The organism is Amaricoccus macauensis (assembly GCF_014201905.1).
GTDB classification, from domain to species: domain Bacteria; phylum Pseudomonadota; class Alphaproteobacteria; order Rhodobacterales; family Rhodobacteraceae; genus Amaricoccus; species Amaricoccus macauensis.
This window is the reverse complement of the sequence record NZ_JACHFM010000003.1, coordinates 551711-567586: the sequence shown is the minus strand read 5'-3', so window position 1 is coordinate 567586 and position 15876 is coordinate 551711. Positions and strand designations below refer to the sequence as shown.

15 protein-coding genes and 1 tRNA gene are annotated in these 15876 nt (G+C 69.2%); 5 read left to right on the top strand and 11 right to left on the bottom strand.

From position 1 onward, the window contains the following. Positions 1–48: 48 nt before the first annotated feature. The 8 genes from HNP73_RS16505 to mce form a co-directional block, all read right to left on the bottom strand. Positions 49–124: transfer RNA gene (locus tag HNP73_RS16505), tRNA-Thr, on the bottom strand. 41 nt (positions 125–165) lie between these two features. Beyond that, positions 166–939: an alpha/beta fold hydrolase gene (locus HNP73_RS16500; RefSeq protein WP_184152125.1), complete on the bottom strand. Its 774-nt coding sequence runs from the start codon at positions 937–939 to the stop codon at positions 166–168. A gap of 4 nt (positions 940–943) precedes the next feature. Then, entirely contained in the window at positions 944–2188 is a 1245-nt protein-coding gene (gene ilvA / locus HNP73_RS16495) for a threonine ammonia-lyase IlvA (RefSeq protein WP_184152123.1), read from the bottom strand. Between the two features lie 535 nt (positions 2189–2723). After that, the gene (locus HNP73_RS16490) at positions 2724–3206 is read right to left on the bottom strand and encodes a hypothetical protein (protein ID WP_184152121.1); all 483 of its coding nucleotides are present in this window, start codon (positions 3204–3206) and stop codon (positions 2724–2726) included. A 76-nt stretch (positions 3207–3282) separates the two neighbouring features. Then, on the bottom strand, positions 3283–4446 hold the full coding sequence (locus tag HNP73_RS16485) for an outer membrane protein transport protein (protein ID WP_184152118.1): 1164 nt from the start codon (positions 4444–4446) through the stop codon (positions 3283–3285). A gap of 125 nt (positions 4447–4571) precedes the next feature. Next, entirely contained in the window at positions 4572–4712 is a 141-nt protein-coding gene (locus tag HNP73_RS16480) for a hypothetical protein (protein WP_184152115.1), read from the bottom strand. 112 nt (positions 4713–4824) lie between these two features. Beyond that, complete coding sequence (locus HNP73_RS16475; RefSeq protein ID WP_184152112.1) at positions 4825–5151, bottom strand: DUF1467 family protein; 327 nt, start codon at positions 5149–5151, stop codon at positions 4825–4827. Beyond that, entirely contained in the window at positions 5148–5552 is a 405-nt protein-coding gene (mce, locus tag HNP73_RS16470; protein ID WP_184152109.1) for a methylmalonyl-CoA epimerase, read from the bottom strand. The genes HNP73_RS16475 and mce overlap by 4 nt, the downstream gene beginning before the upstream one ends. Positions 5553–5864: 312 nt before the next feature. Here mce and HNP73_RS16465 point away from each other — a divergent pair, with 312 nt between their 5' ends. From HNP73_RS16465 to HNP73_RS16450, 4 genes are all read left to right on the top strand, one after another. Further along, positions 5865–6353: a (2Fe-2S)-binding protein gene (locus tag HNP73_RS16465; RefSeq protein ID WP_184152106.1), complete on the top strand. Its 489-nt coding sequence runs from the start codon at positions 5865–5867 to the stop codon at positions 6351–6353. Positions 6354–6368: 15 nt separating this feature from the next. Next, entirely contained in the window at positions 6369–8738 is a 2370-nt protein-coding gene (locus tag HNP73_RS16460; RefSeq protein ID WP_184152103.1) for a xanthine dehydrogenase family protein molybdopterin-binding subunit, read from the top strand. 13 nt (positions 8739–8751) lie between these two features. Then, positions 8752–9540: an FAD binding domain-containing protein gene (locus tag HNP73_RS16455; protein ID WP_184152100.1), complete on the top strand. Its 789-nt coding sequence runs from the start codon at positions 8752–8754 to the stop codon at positions 9538–9540. Positions 9541–9655: 115 nt separating this feature from the next. Further along, positions 9656–11437 carry an ABC transporter transmembrane domain-containing protein gene (locus HNP73_RS16450; RefSeq protein ID WP_184152097.1) on the top strand — a complete coding sequence of 594 codons (1782 nt, stop codon included), beginning with the start codon at positions 9656–9658 and terminating at the stop codon, positions 11435–11437. 169 nt (positions 11438–11606) lie between these two features. On the opposite strand, the gene gcvH is transcribed toward HNP73_RS16450, so the two are convergent. Next, complete coding sequence (gene gcvH / locus HNP73_RS16445; protein WP_184152671.1) at positions 11607–11969, bottom strand: glycine cleavage system protein GcvH; 363 nt, start codon at positions 11967–11969, stop codon at positions 11607–11609. A 29-nt stretch (positions 11970–11998) separates the two neighbouring features. Continuing rightward, positions 11999–13129, bottom strand: coding sequence for a glycine cleavage system aminomethyltransferase GcvT (gene gcvT / locus HNP73_RS16440; RefSeq protein WP_343063350.1), 1131 nt, complete (start codon positions 13127–13129; stop codon positions 11999–12001). Between the two features lie 211 nt (positions 13130–13340). Between gcvT and HNP73_RS16435 the strand changes: the two genes are divergently transcribed. Beyond that, positions 13341–14891 (top strand): UxaA family hydrolase, encoded by a 1551-nt coding sequence (locus tag HNP73_RS16435; RefSeq protein ID WP_246399866.1) that lies wholly within the window; start codon positions 13341–13343, stop codon positions 14889–14891. Between the two features lie 227 nt (positions 14892–15118). On the opposite strand, the gene pth is transcribed toward HNP73_RS16435, so the two are convergent. Beyond that, positions 15119–15853, bottom strand: coding sequence for an aminoacyl-tRNA hydrolase (gene pth / locus HNP73_RS16430; RefSeq protein ID WP_184152091.1), 735 nt, complete (start codon positions 15851–15853; stop codon positions 15119–15121). Positions 15854–15876 lie beyond the last annotated feature (23 nt).

Genomic DNA, 15876 nt, shown 5'->3' with positions numbered 1-15876 from the left:
AATTTCCGATGGTTCTCAATCATCCGCGCACATTGGCGAACGGGATGGTGGTGCCGCAGAAGGGACTCGAACCCCCGACCCCATCATTACGAATGACGTGCTCTACCAGCTGAGCTACTGCGGCGCGCGCTTCCCTTAGCAACCGCCAGAGCGCGCGTCCAGAGGCTAGTCCTGCCGATCGAGGAAGCATTCCACCGCGGCGACGAAGGCGTTCGGGGCGTCGGCGTGCAGCCAGTGGCCGGCGTTCGCCAGGGCTTCGTGCTCGGCCGCCGGAAAGCGCGCAAGCACCCGCTCGCGGTAGGCGGGACGCACGTAGTCCGAGGTGGCGCCGGTCAGGAACAGCGTCGGCCCGGTGAAGCGCGCCTCGATCGCGGGGAAGTCGAGGATTTTCGGCATCTCGGCGGCGAGCGCCTCGAGGTTCAGGCGCCACTCGGCGTGGCCACTCTCGACGGCGAGGCTGGTCAGCAGGAACGCCCGGACCGCGGCCTCGGGCACCGTTTCCGCGAGGGCCGCGTCGGCCTGCGAGCGGCGGGTGACGCCCGAGAGGTCGATTCCGCGCATCGCGTTGACGTATTGCATCTGATTGTGGCGGTAGGCGACCGGCGCGATGTCGGCGACGATGAGGCGCCCCACCCGGTCGGGCTCGGTCAGCGCCAGCGTCATTGCGGCCTTGCCGCCCATGGAGTGGCCGAGCACGTCCATCCGCCCGGCGTGGGCGGTGATCACGCGGGCGAGGTCCGCGGCCATGGCGGGATAGTCGTGGGTCGGGCTCCACGGGCTCTGGCCGTGGTTGCGCAGGTCGACCGTCACCACCTGCCGGTGCAGCGCGAGGCGCTTGGCGATGGCGCTCCAGTTCCGCTGCGAGCCGAAGAGGCCGTGGACGATGAGAAGCGGCCGATGCTCGGTGGCGGGGCCGTAGGTGGTCGAGGCAAGTTGCATGGGCTCAAATGATCAGGTTGGTGATGACGGCGTCGGACGTGATGTCGAGCCAGGTGAAGCCGGCGGCGGCGACCCGCGTCTCCAGCCCGGCGAAATTTCCCCGCTCGCGGGTCTCGATGCCGATCAGGACCGAGCCGAAGTTGCGGGCGGACTTCTTCAGGTACTCGAAGCGGCTGATGTCGTCGTCGGGCCCGAGGGTTTCGAGGAATTCGCGGAGCGCGCCCGGGCGCTGTGGCAGGCGGAGGATATAGTACTTCTTCCGGCCCTCCCAGCGCAGCGCCCGTTCCCTGACATCGGGCAGCCGCTCGAAGTCGAAGTTGCCGCCCGAGACCACCGCGACCACGGTCTTGCCGGCGATGTCGAGATCGCGGAGCGCGTCGATGGCAAGCGCGCCGGCCGGCTCGAGGACGACGCCCTCGACGTTCAGCATCTCGATCATCGTGGCGCAGATCCGGTCTTCGGTGACGTGGATGACGGCGGAGGGGTCGAGGCTGGCGAGGGCGGCGAAGTTCAGGTCGCCGATCCGGGCCACGGCGGCGCCGTCGACGAAGTTGTCGACCTCGGGGAGCGTCACCGGGTGCCCGGCGATGAGCGCCGCGTGGAGGCTCGTGGCACCGGCGGGCTCCACCAGCAGAAGGGGCGTTGCGGGGGCCAGCGCCGTGAAGACGGACCGCAGCCCCGAAGAGAGGCCGCCGCCGCCGACCGGGACGACGAGGAGATCGGGGGCGCGGCCGAGCTGGTCGAGGATCTCGAGGCCGCAGGTCGCCTGACCTTCGATCACGTCGGGGTCGTCGAAGGGCGGCAGGAAGTGCGCACCCTCGGCGGCTGCGAAGGCCTTCGCAGCGGCGAGGGTCGCGTCGACGTAGTCGCCGATGAGGCGGATCTGGACGCGGCCGCCGCCGAAGGCGCGGGTCTTGTCGATCTTTTGCTGCGGTGTGGTCACCGGCATGAAGACGACGCCATCGACGCCGAAATGCCGGCAGGCGTAGGCGAGGCCCTGGGCGTGGTTGCCGGCGGAAGCGCAGACGAAGCGGTTGGGCGCCTCGGGCCGGGCGAGGACCTTGCGCATGGCGTTGAAGGCCCCGCGGAGCTTGTAGGAACGGACCGGGGTCAGATCCTCGCGCTTCAGCCAGATGTCGGCGCCGTAGCGGGCCGAGAGGAAGTCGTTGCGCTGGAGCGGCGTCGGCTCGAGCACGGACGCGAGTTCTGCGGCTGCTTCCCGCACCGCCGCGACGAAATCCGCGTCCATTCCCCGCCCCCCAAGGTGCTGCCGAGCCACTGTTCCATAGGACGGGGGTCGGGTCGAACGCAACCGTGCGGGTCAGCTCCGGAGCAGGAAGCGGACGATCGACTGGCCGAACGCGACGAGGCAGATGCCGGCGAGGAAGGCCACGGGGCTCTCCGAAAGGTGAAACAGTCGCGCGGGACGAAGGGCGAGCCGATCCCGACGAAGACGGGATCTGGAATCAGGGCGGCGAGGAAGTGCGAGCGGCAGCCATAGCCGGGCTGCCGGGCGCCCTGGGAAGGCGACGGGGGCGTTGGTGGCCTGAATTCCCGGAGATGCCCTCGGGGTTGAGACGTCCCTCCCTGCGCCGAGTTCGATCGCGCGGGCCGGGTACAAGGCGGTCCTGGGGCGGCGTATCGAGAGCCCCGCGGCTGTCAAGGGGGGCCATGTCATACGCGCGACTGCCCCACGGACAGAGCCAGTTGCGCGGATGGGTCAACTATTATATTCTCATATACACTTTCTCACGTACTGGTCAGATTGAACCACTTACTGATGCTCACCTTGATAGTAGAAGTGCAATCCAAACAACGATCGCCACAGACACTCCGAGGCTTGCGAAACTTACTCCGACAAACTGCCAGCGGGTAAAGCCGCCGTGGGGAACGAGGCGCGATCCGATCCAGACCAGGAACGGATCGAGAATCATCACGATCAGCACGAGGACGGGGACCAGCAGGAAGGGCCGCGTCACGTGGGATGTCCAGAACGCATTTGAAAACACCATGAGCCACACAAATGGCAAGGAGTGCATCTGGCTCAACTCCCGGATTGCGGGATCCCTGCCCAGGCGCCGCCGGAACTTCAGGCGCTGCCACCAGCCCCGGACGGTGCCGGAGGCCTCGGCGGCGTGAAGCTCCGCCCTCCAGGCCTGCCTGGCGCGCTCGACCTGCCGCTCGAGTTCGGCGGCCCGGTGCGGATAAGGCACGACCCGCAACTGCTTCCCCTGGCGCTCCAGGCGGTCGGTCATGGAAATGGTCATCGGCCCCCCGGCCATATGGCCGAGAGTATACCGGATTTGCGAACGACCGGCGGGTCCGGCCCGAGGCCCCCTGCCCTCAGAAACTGACGCCGAGCCGGAGACCGAGGCCGAGGGCGGAGCCGTCGTCGAAACGGGTGTCGAGCCCGTTCCGTGTGTCGCCGATGCGGCCCCACGTCACCCCGCCGGTGAGGTTTGCCGCGCCGAAGTCGTAGCTCAGGGCGGCGGTCGCGGAGGCGCGGCCGTCCTGCGGCCCGAGGGTGGTGAGCTTGCCGCCGGTCGTCGGCTCGTAGGTGACCGAGAGCGCGCCCGCGAGGGCGTCGGTCAACTGGTGCGCGAGGCCGGCGGTCCAGGTCCAGCCGTCGCCGGAGTACTCGACCAGCGGTTCGCCGATCATCTCGCGATAGAGCATCGGGTCGATGCTGAAGTCCGACCACTCCACCCAGCGCAGCGAACCGAAGGCGAGGGTGCGGGGGGCGATGCCGGACTGGATCTCGAAGGTCACCGCCTGCGGGGTGTCGATCGCGGTGGTGCCTGACTGGTGGGCGAGAGCCGTGCTCTCGGCGGTTGCGAGGCGGTGGCGGATGGCGGAGCCGTAGGTGAGCGCGGCGCGAAAGGCGATCTCCGGCCGCTCGAACGCGAGGCCGGCCACATAGCCCATGCCCCAGTCACCCCTCCCCCGGACGGTGTAGCCGGCCATGAACGGGATGTCGGCGCGCGCCTCCAGCCACTGCGCCCGCAGGCCGGCATAGGCCTTGAGCGAAGGCGTCACGTCCCACGCGAGGATGCCGCTCGCCTCCCACGTGTCGAGACGCGCCAGGGTGCCTCCGTAGAAGGCGGCGACGGGGGTGCCTCCGCCGGGATAGGTGGTGCGCGCGCCATAGGGCTGATCGAGGATCAGCGCGAAGGACAGGCGCTCGCCGAGGTCGGCCTTCAGCGCCCCGTCGAGCGACCACATGGCGTCGAACATGTTACCGGTGCGGCCGTCGAGGACCGCGGGCGTCCCGAGGGGCGAGAGGTCCGCCCCGATGCCGTTCTGGCGCGCGGCGATCCATGTGGTGCCGAACTCGCCGTAGCGGCCGGTCTCGAAGAGGATGCGGCTGGTCGAGGGCACCGATCGTTCGATGGCCGCGGCCTCGGCAATGGCGGGAGCGAGGGAGATCGCGGACGCGATCGCCGGGGCGATCGGCACGGCGATGCGGGCGGCCCGCGCCATCAGGGCGCGGACCCGAGCACGAGGCATGGGCTCCTCCAGAAGGAAGGTGATGCCCCGTTATCCGATTATTGCGAGAGCAGTGCAACCGAAATTCTATCTACGGTTGTATTAGGGGACGCTCGCCGTGGTCGGGCGAGCGTCCGGGCAGCGCGTCAGCTGCGCGCGTCCTGCGGTGGCAGAAGCTGCTCCTGCTGGTTTTGCGCCGTGGTCTGCTTGGCGGCGCCGCAGGCCATCGCCGACGTGGCGGCGCCGGCGAGCACCAGCGCGGCGACAAGTGCGGTAGCGATCTTCATGGGCAAGGCTCCTTCCGATGTCCGGGCAGATGTCCCGGGCCGATGTTCCGGGAACCGACAGGTTAGCACGGGTGGCCGGCCATGTCCTGTCACGCGGCCCGGTGCGACGGGCTTACCGCGAAGGGGTTGCCGGCGCGGGAACCGTGGCCTCGGGCGCCGAGGTTTCGGCCACCGGGCTCATCCGGTGGAAGAAGTCGATGTCGCGCACCGAGACGCCGCCCCAGACGATGAAGGCGCAGACCGAGGCCCAGACCACGATGGTGACGACGGTGGTCTGAAGCGCCTTCTTGCGGATCATCGGGTTGACCGGGGCCGAGGACGGCGTCCCCTCCACGGTCTTGCCGCTCTCGCCCTGGGTCTGCAGCCCGATGGGGATGATGCAGAGCAGGGTGAGGAACCAGATCATCCAGAACAGGACGATGGCGGAGATGATGCTCATGCCTGTTCCAGTTCGACGAGCGCGCCGTTGAAGTCCTTGGGGTGCAGGAAGAGCACCGGCTTGCCATGGGCGCCGATCTTCGGCTCGCCGTCGCCGAGCACGCGGGCGCCCGCAGCCTTCAGCCGGTCGCGGGCGGCGAGGATGTCGTCGACCTCGTAGCAGATGTGATGGATGCCGCCGGCGGGGTTCTTGGCAAGGAAGGCCGCGATCGGCGAGCCCTCGCCCAGCGGATGCAGGAGCTCGATCTTGGTGTTCGGCAGCTCGATGAAGACGACCGTCACGCCGTGGTCGGGCTCGGGCTGTGGCGGGCGCACGGTCGCGCCGAGCGTGTCTCGGTACTGCGCCGCGGCAGCGTCGAGGTCGGGCACCGCGATCGCGACGTGATTGAGACGACCGATCATGACTTCCCCCCTTGCTGTGTCGGCGAGAGGGGTAGTCCATTGTGACAGGTGGAGCAAGGCGCGCAACGTCGCGGGCCCGTACGCCCGGGACCGCCCGCCCTCGTCCGGTACGAGCCGGGCGTCAGGTCATATCCCGCCGCGCGAGTTCCGGGCGCGCCGGGAGCGGCCAAGTCGTGCTGAGAGCGCGCATTTTGGCTGCCGGCACCAAAAGTCACTTGGAATCTCGCGCCGTTCCGCATCAGATGTGGCCGAGACACCCACCGGTTCCGCAACGTCGCGGACCGGAGGCACATCGATTTTGGGAGGGATCGGATGCCGCAGGTATCCATGACTGTGAATGGCCGGAAGGTTTCCGGCGAAGTCGAGGGACGCACGCTTCTGGTGGAATTCCTCCGGGAGGGCCTGCGGCTCACCGGCACGCACGTCGGCTGCGACACTGCGCAGTGCGGCGCCTGCGTGGTCCACGTGAACGGCAACTCCATCAAGTCGTGCAACATCTTCGCCCTCGAGGCGGACGGTGCCGAGGTGACGACGATCGAGGGCATCGCCGGCAAGGACGGCTCGCTCTCCGTGGTGCAGGCGGCGTTCCAGACCCATCACGGGCTGCAGTGCGGCTACTGCACGCCCGGCATGGTGATGACGGCGACGTCGCTCCTGAAGGAGAACCCGGCGCCGAGCGAGGCCGAGATCCGGGAGTATCTCGAAGGCAACATCTGCCGGTGCACGGGCTATCACAACATCGTCAAGGCAATCCAGGCCGCCGCGGCCGAGCTCGGCTCGAACCGCGTCGCAGCAGAATAAGCCAGGGAGGGAACGATGCCTGATGGCGGGATCGGCGCGAGCACCAAGCGCCGCGAGGACGTGCGTTTCCTGACCGGGAAAGGCCGTTACACCGACGACTACAACCGTCCGGACCAGACCTACGTCTGGTTCCTGCGCTCCGACGTGGCGCACGGGCGGATCACGAAGCTCGACACCAGCGCCGCCGAGGCGATGCCCGGTGTCGTGAAGATCTTCACCTCGGCCGACTTCACCACGGCCGGCGGCATTCCGGCGGGCTGGCAGATCCACGACCGCCAGGGCGAGCCGATGAAGGAGCCGAAGCACCCGATCCTCGCAGAGGGCAAGGTTCGCCACGTGGGCGACCCGATCGCCGCGGTGGTGGCCGAGACCCGCGCCCAGGCCCGCGACGCAGCCGAGGCGATCGAGGTCGACATCGAGGAACTGCCCGCCGTCGTCGATATGCGCGCCGCCCTCGAGGCGGGCTCCGCACTCGTCCATGACGACATGGGCACCAACCTCTGCTTCGACTGGGGCTTCGTCGAGGACAACCGCGATGCGGTCGACGCCGCGATCAAGGCGGCGCCGCACGTGACGACCCTCGAACTCGTCAACAACCGGCTGATCCCGAACGCCATGGAGCCGCGCGTGGCGCTCGGCGACTATGACCAGGCCGACGACCAGCACACGCTCTACACCACGAGCCAGAACCCGCATGTCATCCGGCTGCTGATGGGGGCGTTCGTGCTCAGCATCCCCGAGCAGAAGCTTCGGGTGGTGGCGCCCGACGTGGGCGGCGGCTTCGGCTCGAAGATCTTCCACTACGCCGAGGAGGCGTTCGTCACCGCCGCCGCGAAGGTGGTGGGACGGCCGGTGAAGTGGACGTCGACGCGGTCGGAGGCGTTCATGTCCGACGCCCACGGGCGCGACCATGTGACGAAGATCGAGCTTGCGACCGAGAAGGACGGCACCTTCCTCGCGCTGCGCTCCACGACGCTCGCGAACATGGGCGCCTATCTCTCGACCTTCGCGCCGTCGATCCCGACCTATCTGCACGGCACGCTGATGGCCGGGAACTACAAGACGCCGCAGATTTACGTGAACGTGCGCGCGGTCTTCACCAACACCGTGCCGGTCGACGCCTATCGTGGCGCCGGGCGGCCGGAGGCGACGTTCCAGATCGAGCGGGTCATCGACAAGGCGGCGCGCGAGCTCGGGATCGACCCGATCGAGATCCGCCGGCGCAACTACGTGACGGAATTCCCGTACCAGACGCCTGTGGCGGTGAACTACGACATCGGCGACTACAACGCGCTGATGGACAAGCTCATCGAGATCGCCGACGTGGCGGGCTTCCCGGCGCGGCGGGAGGAGAGCGCGGCGCGCGGCCGCCTGCGCGGTCTTGGCATCTCGTCCTACATCGAGGCCTGCGGCATCGCGCCGTCGAACCTCGTGGGCCAGCTCGGCGCCCGTGCCGGCCTCTACGAGGCGGCGACGGTGCGGGTGAACCCGACAGGCGGCATCACCGTCTTCACCGGCAGCCACAGCCACGGCCAGGGCCACGAGACGACGTTCCCGCAGGTCGTCGCCTCGATGCTCGGCATCGACGCGGGTTCCATCGAGATCTCCCACGGCGACACGGCGAAGGTGCCGTTCGGCATGGGCACCTACGGCTCGCGCTCGCTCGCGGTCGGCGGGTCGGCGATCGTCAAGGCGGTGGACAAGATCATCGCCAAGGCGAAGAAGATCGCGGCGCACCTGATGGAAGCGGCGGAGACCGACATCGAGCTCAAGGACGGGCGCTTCTCCGTCGCGGGCACCGACAAGTCGGTGGCGTGGGCGGACGTGACGCTCGCGGCCTACGTGCCGCACAACTACCCGCTCGACCAGATCGAGCCCGGGCTCGAGGAGACGGCGTTCTATGACCCGTCGAACTTCACCTACCCCGCCGGCGCCTATGCCTGCGAGGTCGAGGTCGATCCCGAGACCGGCGTCGTGACGGTGCTGGGCTTTGCCGCAGCCGATGACTTCGGCAACGTGGTGAACCCGATGATCGTCGAGGGACAGGTCCACGGCGGCATCGCCCAGGGCATCGGTCAGGCCATGCTCGAGGCCGCCGGCTACGACGAGAACGGGCAGATCACCACCGGCAGCTACATGGACTATGCCATGCCGCGGTCGAACGACGTGCCGAACTACAAGGTCGACCATTCCTGCGTCACGCCCTGCACCCACAATCCGCTGGGGGTGAAGGGCTGCGGCGAGGCTGGCGCCATCGGCTCGCCGCCGGCGTTCGTCAACGCCGTGCTCGACGCGCTGAACAGCGGCGGGATCAAGGTCGACCACATCAACATGCCACTCACCCCCTCGCGGGTCTGGGCGGCGATTCAGGCCGCCAGGGCCTGAGGGGGAAAGACGCATGTACGCATTCGAACTGGTGCGGCCGGCCACGGTCGCGGAAGCGGTGGCCGCCCTCGCCGAGGACGGCGCGCAGGCCCTCGGCGGCGGTCAGACGCTCATTCCGACGCTGAAGGCTCGCCTCGCCATGCCCGAGAAGCTTGTGAGCCTCGGCGGCATCGCCGAGCTTCGCGGCGTGACGGTCGAGGGGGACGAGGTGCGCATCGGCGGCGGCACGCCGCACGCCACCGTGGCGCACGAGGTGGCGAAGGCCTATCCCGCCCTCGCCTCGCTCGCCGAGCGCATTGGTGATCCGCATGTGCGCAACCGCGGCACGATCGGCGGCAGCCTTGCCAACAACGACCCCTCGGCCTGCTACCCGGCGGCAGCACTCGCCTCAGGCGCGACGATCGTCACCAACAAGCGTGAGATCGCCGCGGACGACTACTTCCAGGGCATGTTCGCCACCGCGCTCGATGAGGGCGAGATCATCACCGAGGTGATCTTCCCGATCCCGCAGGCGGCGCACTACGAGAAGATCCGCCAGCCCGCTTCCCGCTTCCCGCTGGTCGCGGTCTTCGTGGCGAAGTTCGCCGACGGCGTGCGCGTCGCGGTGACCGGTGCCGCGGAGAACGGAGTTTTCCGCTGGACGGAAGCCGAGGAAGCCCTCAGCGCCGATTTCAGCCCCTCGGCGGTCGAGGGTCTGTCGGCGGACTCCGACGGCATGATCGGCGACATGCACGGCACGCCGGAATATCGCGCGCACCTCATCGGTGTGATGACCCGGCGGGCGGTCGCGGCGGCGGGGTGATCCCCCGCGCCCTGTGAAGCCCTCCCCAGGACCCGCTCTTCCCTGTGACGCCGCGCCTGCTTGGCGCGGCGTCCGGGCTTTGCTAAGGCGCGGGCGCACCCAGGCGGAGTGAGGAATGGCGCGAAAAGACATCGGCGTGGATCGCGCCAAGGCAGCGACCGTCGGCCCGCTGCGGGGCCTCTGGCCGTTCCTGCGGCCCTACCGCCTGTGGGTCATCGGTGCGCTGCTCGCGCTGACCGCGACCGCTGCGCTGTCGCTCAGCCTGCCGCTCGCGGTGCGGCGGGTGGTCGACAACTTCTTTGGCGAGTCGATCGAGCTGGTGAACGCCTATTTCGCCGGCGCGCTCGCCATCGCCGCGCTTCTCGCACTCGGCACCGCCGCACGGTACTACTTCGTGACGCGGCTCGGCGAGCGGGTGGTCGCGGACATCCGCCGGGCGATCTACGACCGGGTGATCGGCATGAGCCCCGGCTTCTACGAGCGGCTGATGACCGGCGAGGTCCTGTCGCGGCTGACGACCGACACCACGGTCGTGCTCTCGGTCATCGGCTCGTCGGTCTCGGTGGCGCTGCGCAACGTGCTGACGCTGGTCGGCGGCCTCGGTCTCCTGTTCTGGACGAGCCCGAAGCTCACCGGCCTCGTGCTGATCGGCGTGCCGTTCGTCGTCGTGCCGATCCTGACGCTTGGTCGCCGACTCCGCGGGCTGTCACGGCTCAGCCAGGACCGGATCGCGGAGTCGAGCGGCCGGGCCTCGGAGACGCTCCTCGCGGCGCAGACCGTGCAGGCATATACCCACGAGGCGGCGAGCCGCGCCGAATTCGGCGCCCTGACCGAGGCGTCCTTCGATGCGGCGCAGGCCCGGATCCGCACCCGCGCGGTGATGACGGCGATCGTCATCTTCCTTGTCTTCGCCGCCATCGTCGCGGTGCTCTGGATCGGCGCCCGCGACGTGCGCGACGGCACGATGAGCGCGGGCGAGCTGGTGCAGTTCGTGATCTATTCGGTGATCGTCGCGGGCTCGGTGGGGTCGCTTTCCGAGATCTGGGGCGAGTTGCAGCGGGCCGCCGGTGCCACGGAGCGGATGAACGAGCTTCTCACCGCCATCGACCCGATCGAGGAGCCCGCCCATCCGCGCGCCCTGCCATCGCCCGTCAAGGGCCGGATCGCCTTCGAGGACGTGACCTTCCACTACCCCGCGCGACCGACCCAGAGCGCGCTCGAGGGGGTGAACCTCACGATCGCCCCCGGCGAGACCGTGGCGCTGGTCGGGCCGTCCGGCGCCGGCAAGACCACGGTCTTTCAGCTGCTCATGCGGTTCTTCGACCCGGACACCGGGCGGATCACCCTCGACGACATCAACATCCGCGACCTTGCCCTGACCGACCTGCGCCGCCAGCTGGCGCTGGTGCCGCAGGAGCCGGTGGTCTTCGCCACCAGCGCGCGGGAGAACATCCGCTTCGGCCGGCCGGAGGCGAGCGACGCCGAGGTTGAGGCGGCCGCCAGCGCCGCGGCGGCGCACGAGTTCATCTCGCGCCTGCCGGAGGGCTACGACACCCACGTGGGCGAGCGCGGCGTGATGCTGTCGGGCGGCCAGCGCCAGCGGCTGGCGATCGCCCGCGCGATCCTGCGCGACGCGCCTGTCCTGCTGCTGGACGAAGCGACGAGCGCACTCGATGCCGAGAGCGAGCGCGCGGTGCAGTCGGCAGTCGAGACGCTGGCGCGGGGCCGCACCACGCTCATCATCGCTCACCGCCTCGCGACGGTGAAGCGCGCTGACCGGATCGTGGTTTTCGAGGAAGGCCGGATCGTCGCCGAGGGCACCCACGCGGCGCTTGTGGCCGAAGGCGGGCTCTATGCGCGCCTCGCCCGGCTCCAGTTCACTGACGGCGCGGTCTGAGACGTCTCACGGGCTCCTTGCCGGAAACAGAACGGGACGGGCTCCGGCGCGTGCTTCCGCGGCGCCGTGAGGGCTGTCCCGGGCGGCCGACCGGAGGCAAGGTTCCGGTCGTGCCGCGTGGCCGTCTTGCGTGGCCGTCTTGCGTGGCCGTCTTGCGTGGCCTGGTGGCTCAGGACTCGACGAACTTCCGGTAACCTTCCTCGTCCATCAGACCGTCGAGATCGGTCGGATCGGCGAGGATCATCCGGAAGAACCAGCCGTTCTCCATCGGATCCTCGTTCACCATCGCCGGATTGGCGACGATGGCGGAGTTCACTTCGGTGATCTGGCCGTCGAGCGGCGCGAGGATGTCGCTTGCGGCCTTGACCGACTCGATCACCACCACCTCGTCGCCCTTCGCCACGGTGCGGCCTTCTTCAGGCAGCTCGACGAACACCAGATCGCCCAGCTGCTCTGTCGCATACTGGGTGATCCCGACGACGACCTCGTCGCCGTCCTGCTTCAGCCACTCGTGCTCCTCGGTGAAGCGCAGCATCGTCTCTCCTCGAACCGCCGGGCCCTTCATTTCCGGCGATAGCCGGGGCGGACGAAGGGCAGTTTCGTTACTGTCGCAGGCAACATCCGGCCACGCAACTGGCCGTAAAGCCGAGTCCCCGGTGCTGCCAGCTCCATGGGGACGTATCCCATGGCCAGCGGCGCGTCGAGGCTCGGTCCGAACCCGCCGGAGGTCACGCGCCCCGCCGACGCCCCGCCTTCGGCTTCGGCGAAGAGCTCGATCCCCTCGCGCATCGGCGCGCGGCCTTCGGGCAGCAGGCCGACCCGGCGCCGGGCGGCACCGGATGCGATCTGGCCAAGGATCACCTCGGCGCCCGGGAAGCCCCCTGCCCGGTCGCCGCCGGAGCGGCGTGCCGGCGGGATCGCCCATTCGAGCGCCGCCTCGACCGGGGTCGTCGTCTCGTCGATGTCGTGGCCCCAGAGGCAGAGCCCGGCTTCGAGCCGCAGCGAATCGCGCGCGCCGAGCCCGACGGGCAACACGCCGGGGAAGCCGAGCAGGCGCTGCGCCACATCGGCGGTGTCGCGTTCGGCCAGTGAAATCTCGAAGCCGTCCTCGCCGGTGTAGCCGGAGCGCGACACCACTGCGGGCATGCCGCCGAGATCGAGCGCGCGGACGTCCATGAAGCGCATGCCGCGCACGTCGGAGTTGAGCTCGGCGAGAGCCGCCTCGGCGGTCGATCCCTGCAGGGCGATGAGGCCGCGTTCGAGCGGCACCACCTCGACGCCGTCGAGCCCGGCCTGAAGGTGGGCGAGATCGTGCGCCTTGCGCGCAGCGTTCACCACCAGAAGCAGGTGATCGCCGCCGTTCGTCACCATCAGGTCGTCGAGGATGCCGCCGTTGGCGTCGGTGAAGAAGCTGTAGCGCTGGCGCCCCGGCGCGAGGCTCAGGATGTCGGCGGGCACCAGCCGCTCAAGCGCACGCGCCACGTCCGCCACATCGCCGGACGCGGGCCACAGCTCGACCTGGCCCATATGGCTGACGTCGAAGAGCCCGGCCGCCGCGCGGGTGTGCAGGTGTTCCTTCAGGATACCGCTCGGGTACTGCACCGGCATGTCATAGCCGGCGAACGGCACCATGCGGGCACCGAGCCCCACGTGCAGGGCGTGCAGTGGTGTCTCAGCCAGTTGCTCCGCCACCTTGGTCTCCCCTAAAGGTCGTAGTCTGCCCTCTCATAGGACGCGGCCACCGCCGACGGCAACCCCGCCGCGCATCCGCTTCCGCAGGCTATGCGCGGCCCCGCGCGCCCATTGACGGCGGGCCATCCGGTATTTTATGTTTAAATGCCTATTGTGCCCTCACGAAGCCCCGCCAGCGCCCCACCGCCCGCGCCCCACCGACAGCCCGTTCATGCCAAGGCAGACGCAGATGCTCGACGCAGCCACTCCGCTCATTCTCAGCCCCACCGACAACGTGGCGATCCTGACCGTCCGCGCGCCGCAGGGCGCGCAGCCGCTCGGGCACGGCGCGCCGCTCGACCACCCGGTCTCGCCCGGCCACAAGCTCGCCCGAACGGATATCGCGGAAGGCGGCGCAATCGTGAAGTTCGGCCAGATCATCGGCTATGCCACGAAGCCGATCGCCGAGGGCGAGCACATCCACACCCACAACTGTTCCTTTGGCGCCCACGATCAGGACTACGAGATCGGAGCCGACCTCGAGGCGGCCCGGGCGGCGGTGCCGGTGCTCGCGGCGCGGACGTTCATGGGCTATCGCCGTGCCAACGGTCAGGTGGGGACGCGCAACTACATCGCGGTCTGTGCCACGGTGAACTGCTCGGCCACGGTGATCCGCCGGGCCGCCGAGACGGTGATGACCTCGGGCATCCTCGCGGACTATCCGAACGTCGACGGCGTCGTCGCCTTTGCCCACGGCACCGGCTGCGGCATGGCGTCCGAGGGCGTGGGCTTCGACAATCTCCAGCGCGTGCTCTGGGGTCATGCCACCCACCCGAACGTCGGCGCGGCGGTCTTCGTCGGCCTCGGCTGCGAGGTGATGCAGGTGGCGCGGATGCAGCATTCGTTTGGCGCCAGCGGCGCGGAGCGCTTCCACGGCCTGACCATTCAGGAGACCGGCGGCACCACCAGGACGATCGCCGCCATCGTCGCGCAGGTCGAGGCACTGTTGCCGCAGGTGAACGCCATCGAGCGCGAGCCGGTGCCGGCGTCCGAGCTGAAGGTGGCGCTCGAATGCGGCGGCTCGGACGGCTTCTCGGGGATCACCGCGAACCCCGCGCTCGGCGTTGCCTCGGACATGCTGGTCGGCCTCGGCGGCACGGCGATCCTCGCGGAGACGCCGGAGATCTACGGGGCCGAGCAGCTGCTGCTCCGCCGCGCGGTCAGCGCCGAGGTGGCCGCGAAGCTCATCGAGCGCATCCGCTGGTGGGAGCGCTACACCGAGATGAACGGTGGCTCGATGGACAACAACCCCTCCCCGGGCAACAAGCAGGGCGGCCTGACGACGATCCTCGAGAAGTCGCTCGGCGCCGCCGCCAAGGCCGGCTCGACGCCGCTCACGGACGTCTTCCAGTACGCCGAACAGGTGACGACACCGGGTTTCGTCTTCATGGACACGCCCGGCTATGACCCGGTGGCGACCACCGGACAGATCGCCGGGGGCGCGCAGATCGTCGTCTTCACCACCGGACGCGGCTCGGCCTTCGGCTCGAAGCCGGCGCCGACCATCAAGGTAGCCACCAACGACCGGCTCTATGCGCAGATGCCCGACGACATGGATATCAACTGCGGCGACATCGTGAGCAAGGGCGTCTCGTTGCAGGAGAAGGGCGCGGAGATCCTCGAGCGGATCCTCGCGGTCGCCTCGGGCGAGAAGACCAAGAGCGAGGCGCTCGGGCTCGGTGACAACGAGTTCGTGCCATGGCAGGTCGGCGCGGTCATGTGACGGCAAGGCGGCCGGCGGGCGACGCGCCGGCCCGACCATCTGTATCAGGCCGGAACGGTCCGCGCGCTGCTGCCGCGGGACGCGGCCGTGGCCGCGACGAGGGGCGCGCTGGTGCGCGCGGAGTCTTCTTTTCCGGTTTTCCGGCTGTTGCCGGAAAACGACTGCTCTCCAGGTTTCAAGGCCGTATGAAGACCTTCGGGACGGCTGAAAGCGCGGGCCGCGGGCGGTCAGCGGAAGCGGTCCACCAGCCGCTGCAGGGGGGAGCGGGTGTCGTCTGGCTCCGCCTCTGCCGGCGCGGCGGGCACTGCATCCGCGGCGGGCACTGCATCCGCGGCGGGCTTCGGTGCTGCGGCAGGCTTCGCGGCCGGCTTCGGTTTCGCCGGCTTCTCCGGGCGTTGCGGCAGGTGGCGTGCGAGTTCGGTCATGAAGCCCGAACTGTCGCCCTCCGCGAGCTTCGGCGCGCCGGCGGCGACGCCCTTCATCAGCGCCTCGACCCACGCGGCTTCCTGCCTGGCGAAGTCGCCGAGCACGTAGTTCGTCACCAGCCGCTTGTCGCCTGGATGGCCGATCCCGAGCCGGACGCGCACGAACTCCGGTCCGATGTGCCCGGTGATCGAGCGCAGACCGTTGTGCCCGGCATGGCCGCCGCCGGTCTTCACCCGCACCCGCTCGGGCGCGAGGTCGAGTTCGTCGTGGAACACCACCACGTCCGAGGGCTCGATCTTGTAGAACGTCATCGCCGCCTGCACCGCGTCGCCGGACAGGTTCATGAAGGTCTGTGGCTTCAGGAGCAGCACCTTCTCGAGGCCGAGCCGGCCCTCGGCCAGCTCACCCTGGAACTTCGTGCGCCACGGCGAGAAGTTGTGCGCGTCGGCGATGGCATCGACCGCCATGAATCCGACGTTGTGCCGGTTTCGGGCATAGCCCGCCCCGGGATTGCCAAGACCGACGAAGAGTCTCACGCCGCCTCCGAAATGCGAACGCG

Bases quoted from the DNA above. Each gene is read 5' to 3' on its own strand.
- HNP73_RS16500 (WP_184152125.1), bottom strand. From the start codon at position 939: ATGCAACTTGCCTCGACCACCTACGGCCCCGCCACCGAGCATCGGCCG.
- ilvA (WP_184152123.1), bottom strand. From the start codon at position 2,188: ATGGACGCGGATTTCGTCGCGGCGGTGCGGGAAGCAGCCGCAGAACTC.
- HNP73_RS16490 (WP_184152121.1), bottom strand. From the start codon at position 3,206: ATGACCATTTCCATGACCGACCGCCTGGAGCGCCAGGGGAAGCAGTTG.
- HNP73_RS16485 (WP_184152118.1), bottom strand. From the start codon at position 4,446: ATGCCTCGTGCTCGGGTCCGCGCCCTGATGGCGCGGGCCGCCCGCATC.
- HNP73_RS16480 (WP_184152115.1), bottom strand. From the start codon at position 4,712: ATGAAGATCGCTACCGCACTTGTCGCCGCGCTGGTGCTCGCCGGCGCC.
- HNP73_RS16475 (WP_184152112.1), bottom strand. From the start codon at position 5,151: ATGAGCATCATCTCCGCCATCGTCCTGTTCTGGATGATCTGGTTCCTC.
- mce (WP_184152109.1), bottom strand. From the start codon at position 5,552: ATGATCGGTCGTCTCAATCACGTCGCGATCGCGGTGCCCGACCTCGAC.
- HNP73_RS16465 (WP_184152106.1), top strand. From the start codon at position 5,865: ATGCCGCAGGTATCCATGACTGTGAATGGCCGGAAGGTTTCCGGCGAA.
- HNP73_RS16460 (WP_184152103.1), top strand. From the start codon at position 6,369: ATGCCTGATGGCGGGATCGGCGCGAGCACCAAGCGCCGCGAGGACGTG.
- HNP73_RS16455 (WP_184152100.1), top strand. From the start codon at position 8,752: ATGTACGCATTCGAACTGGTGCGGCCGGCCACGGTCGCGGAAGCGGTG.
- HNP73_RS16450 (WP_184152097.1), top strand. From the start codon at position 9,656: ATGGCGCGAAAAGACATCGGCGTGGATCGCGCCAAGGCAGCGACCGTC.
- HNP73_RS16435 (WP_246399866.1), top strand. From the start codon at position 13,341: ATGCCAAGGCAGACGCAGATGCTCGACGCAGCCACTCCGCTCATTCTC.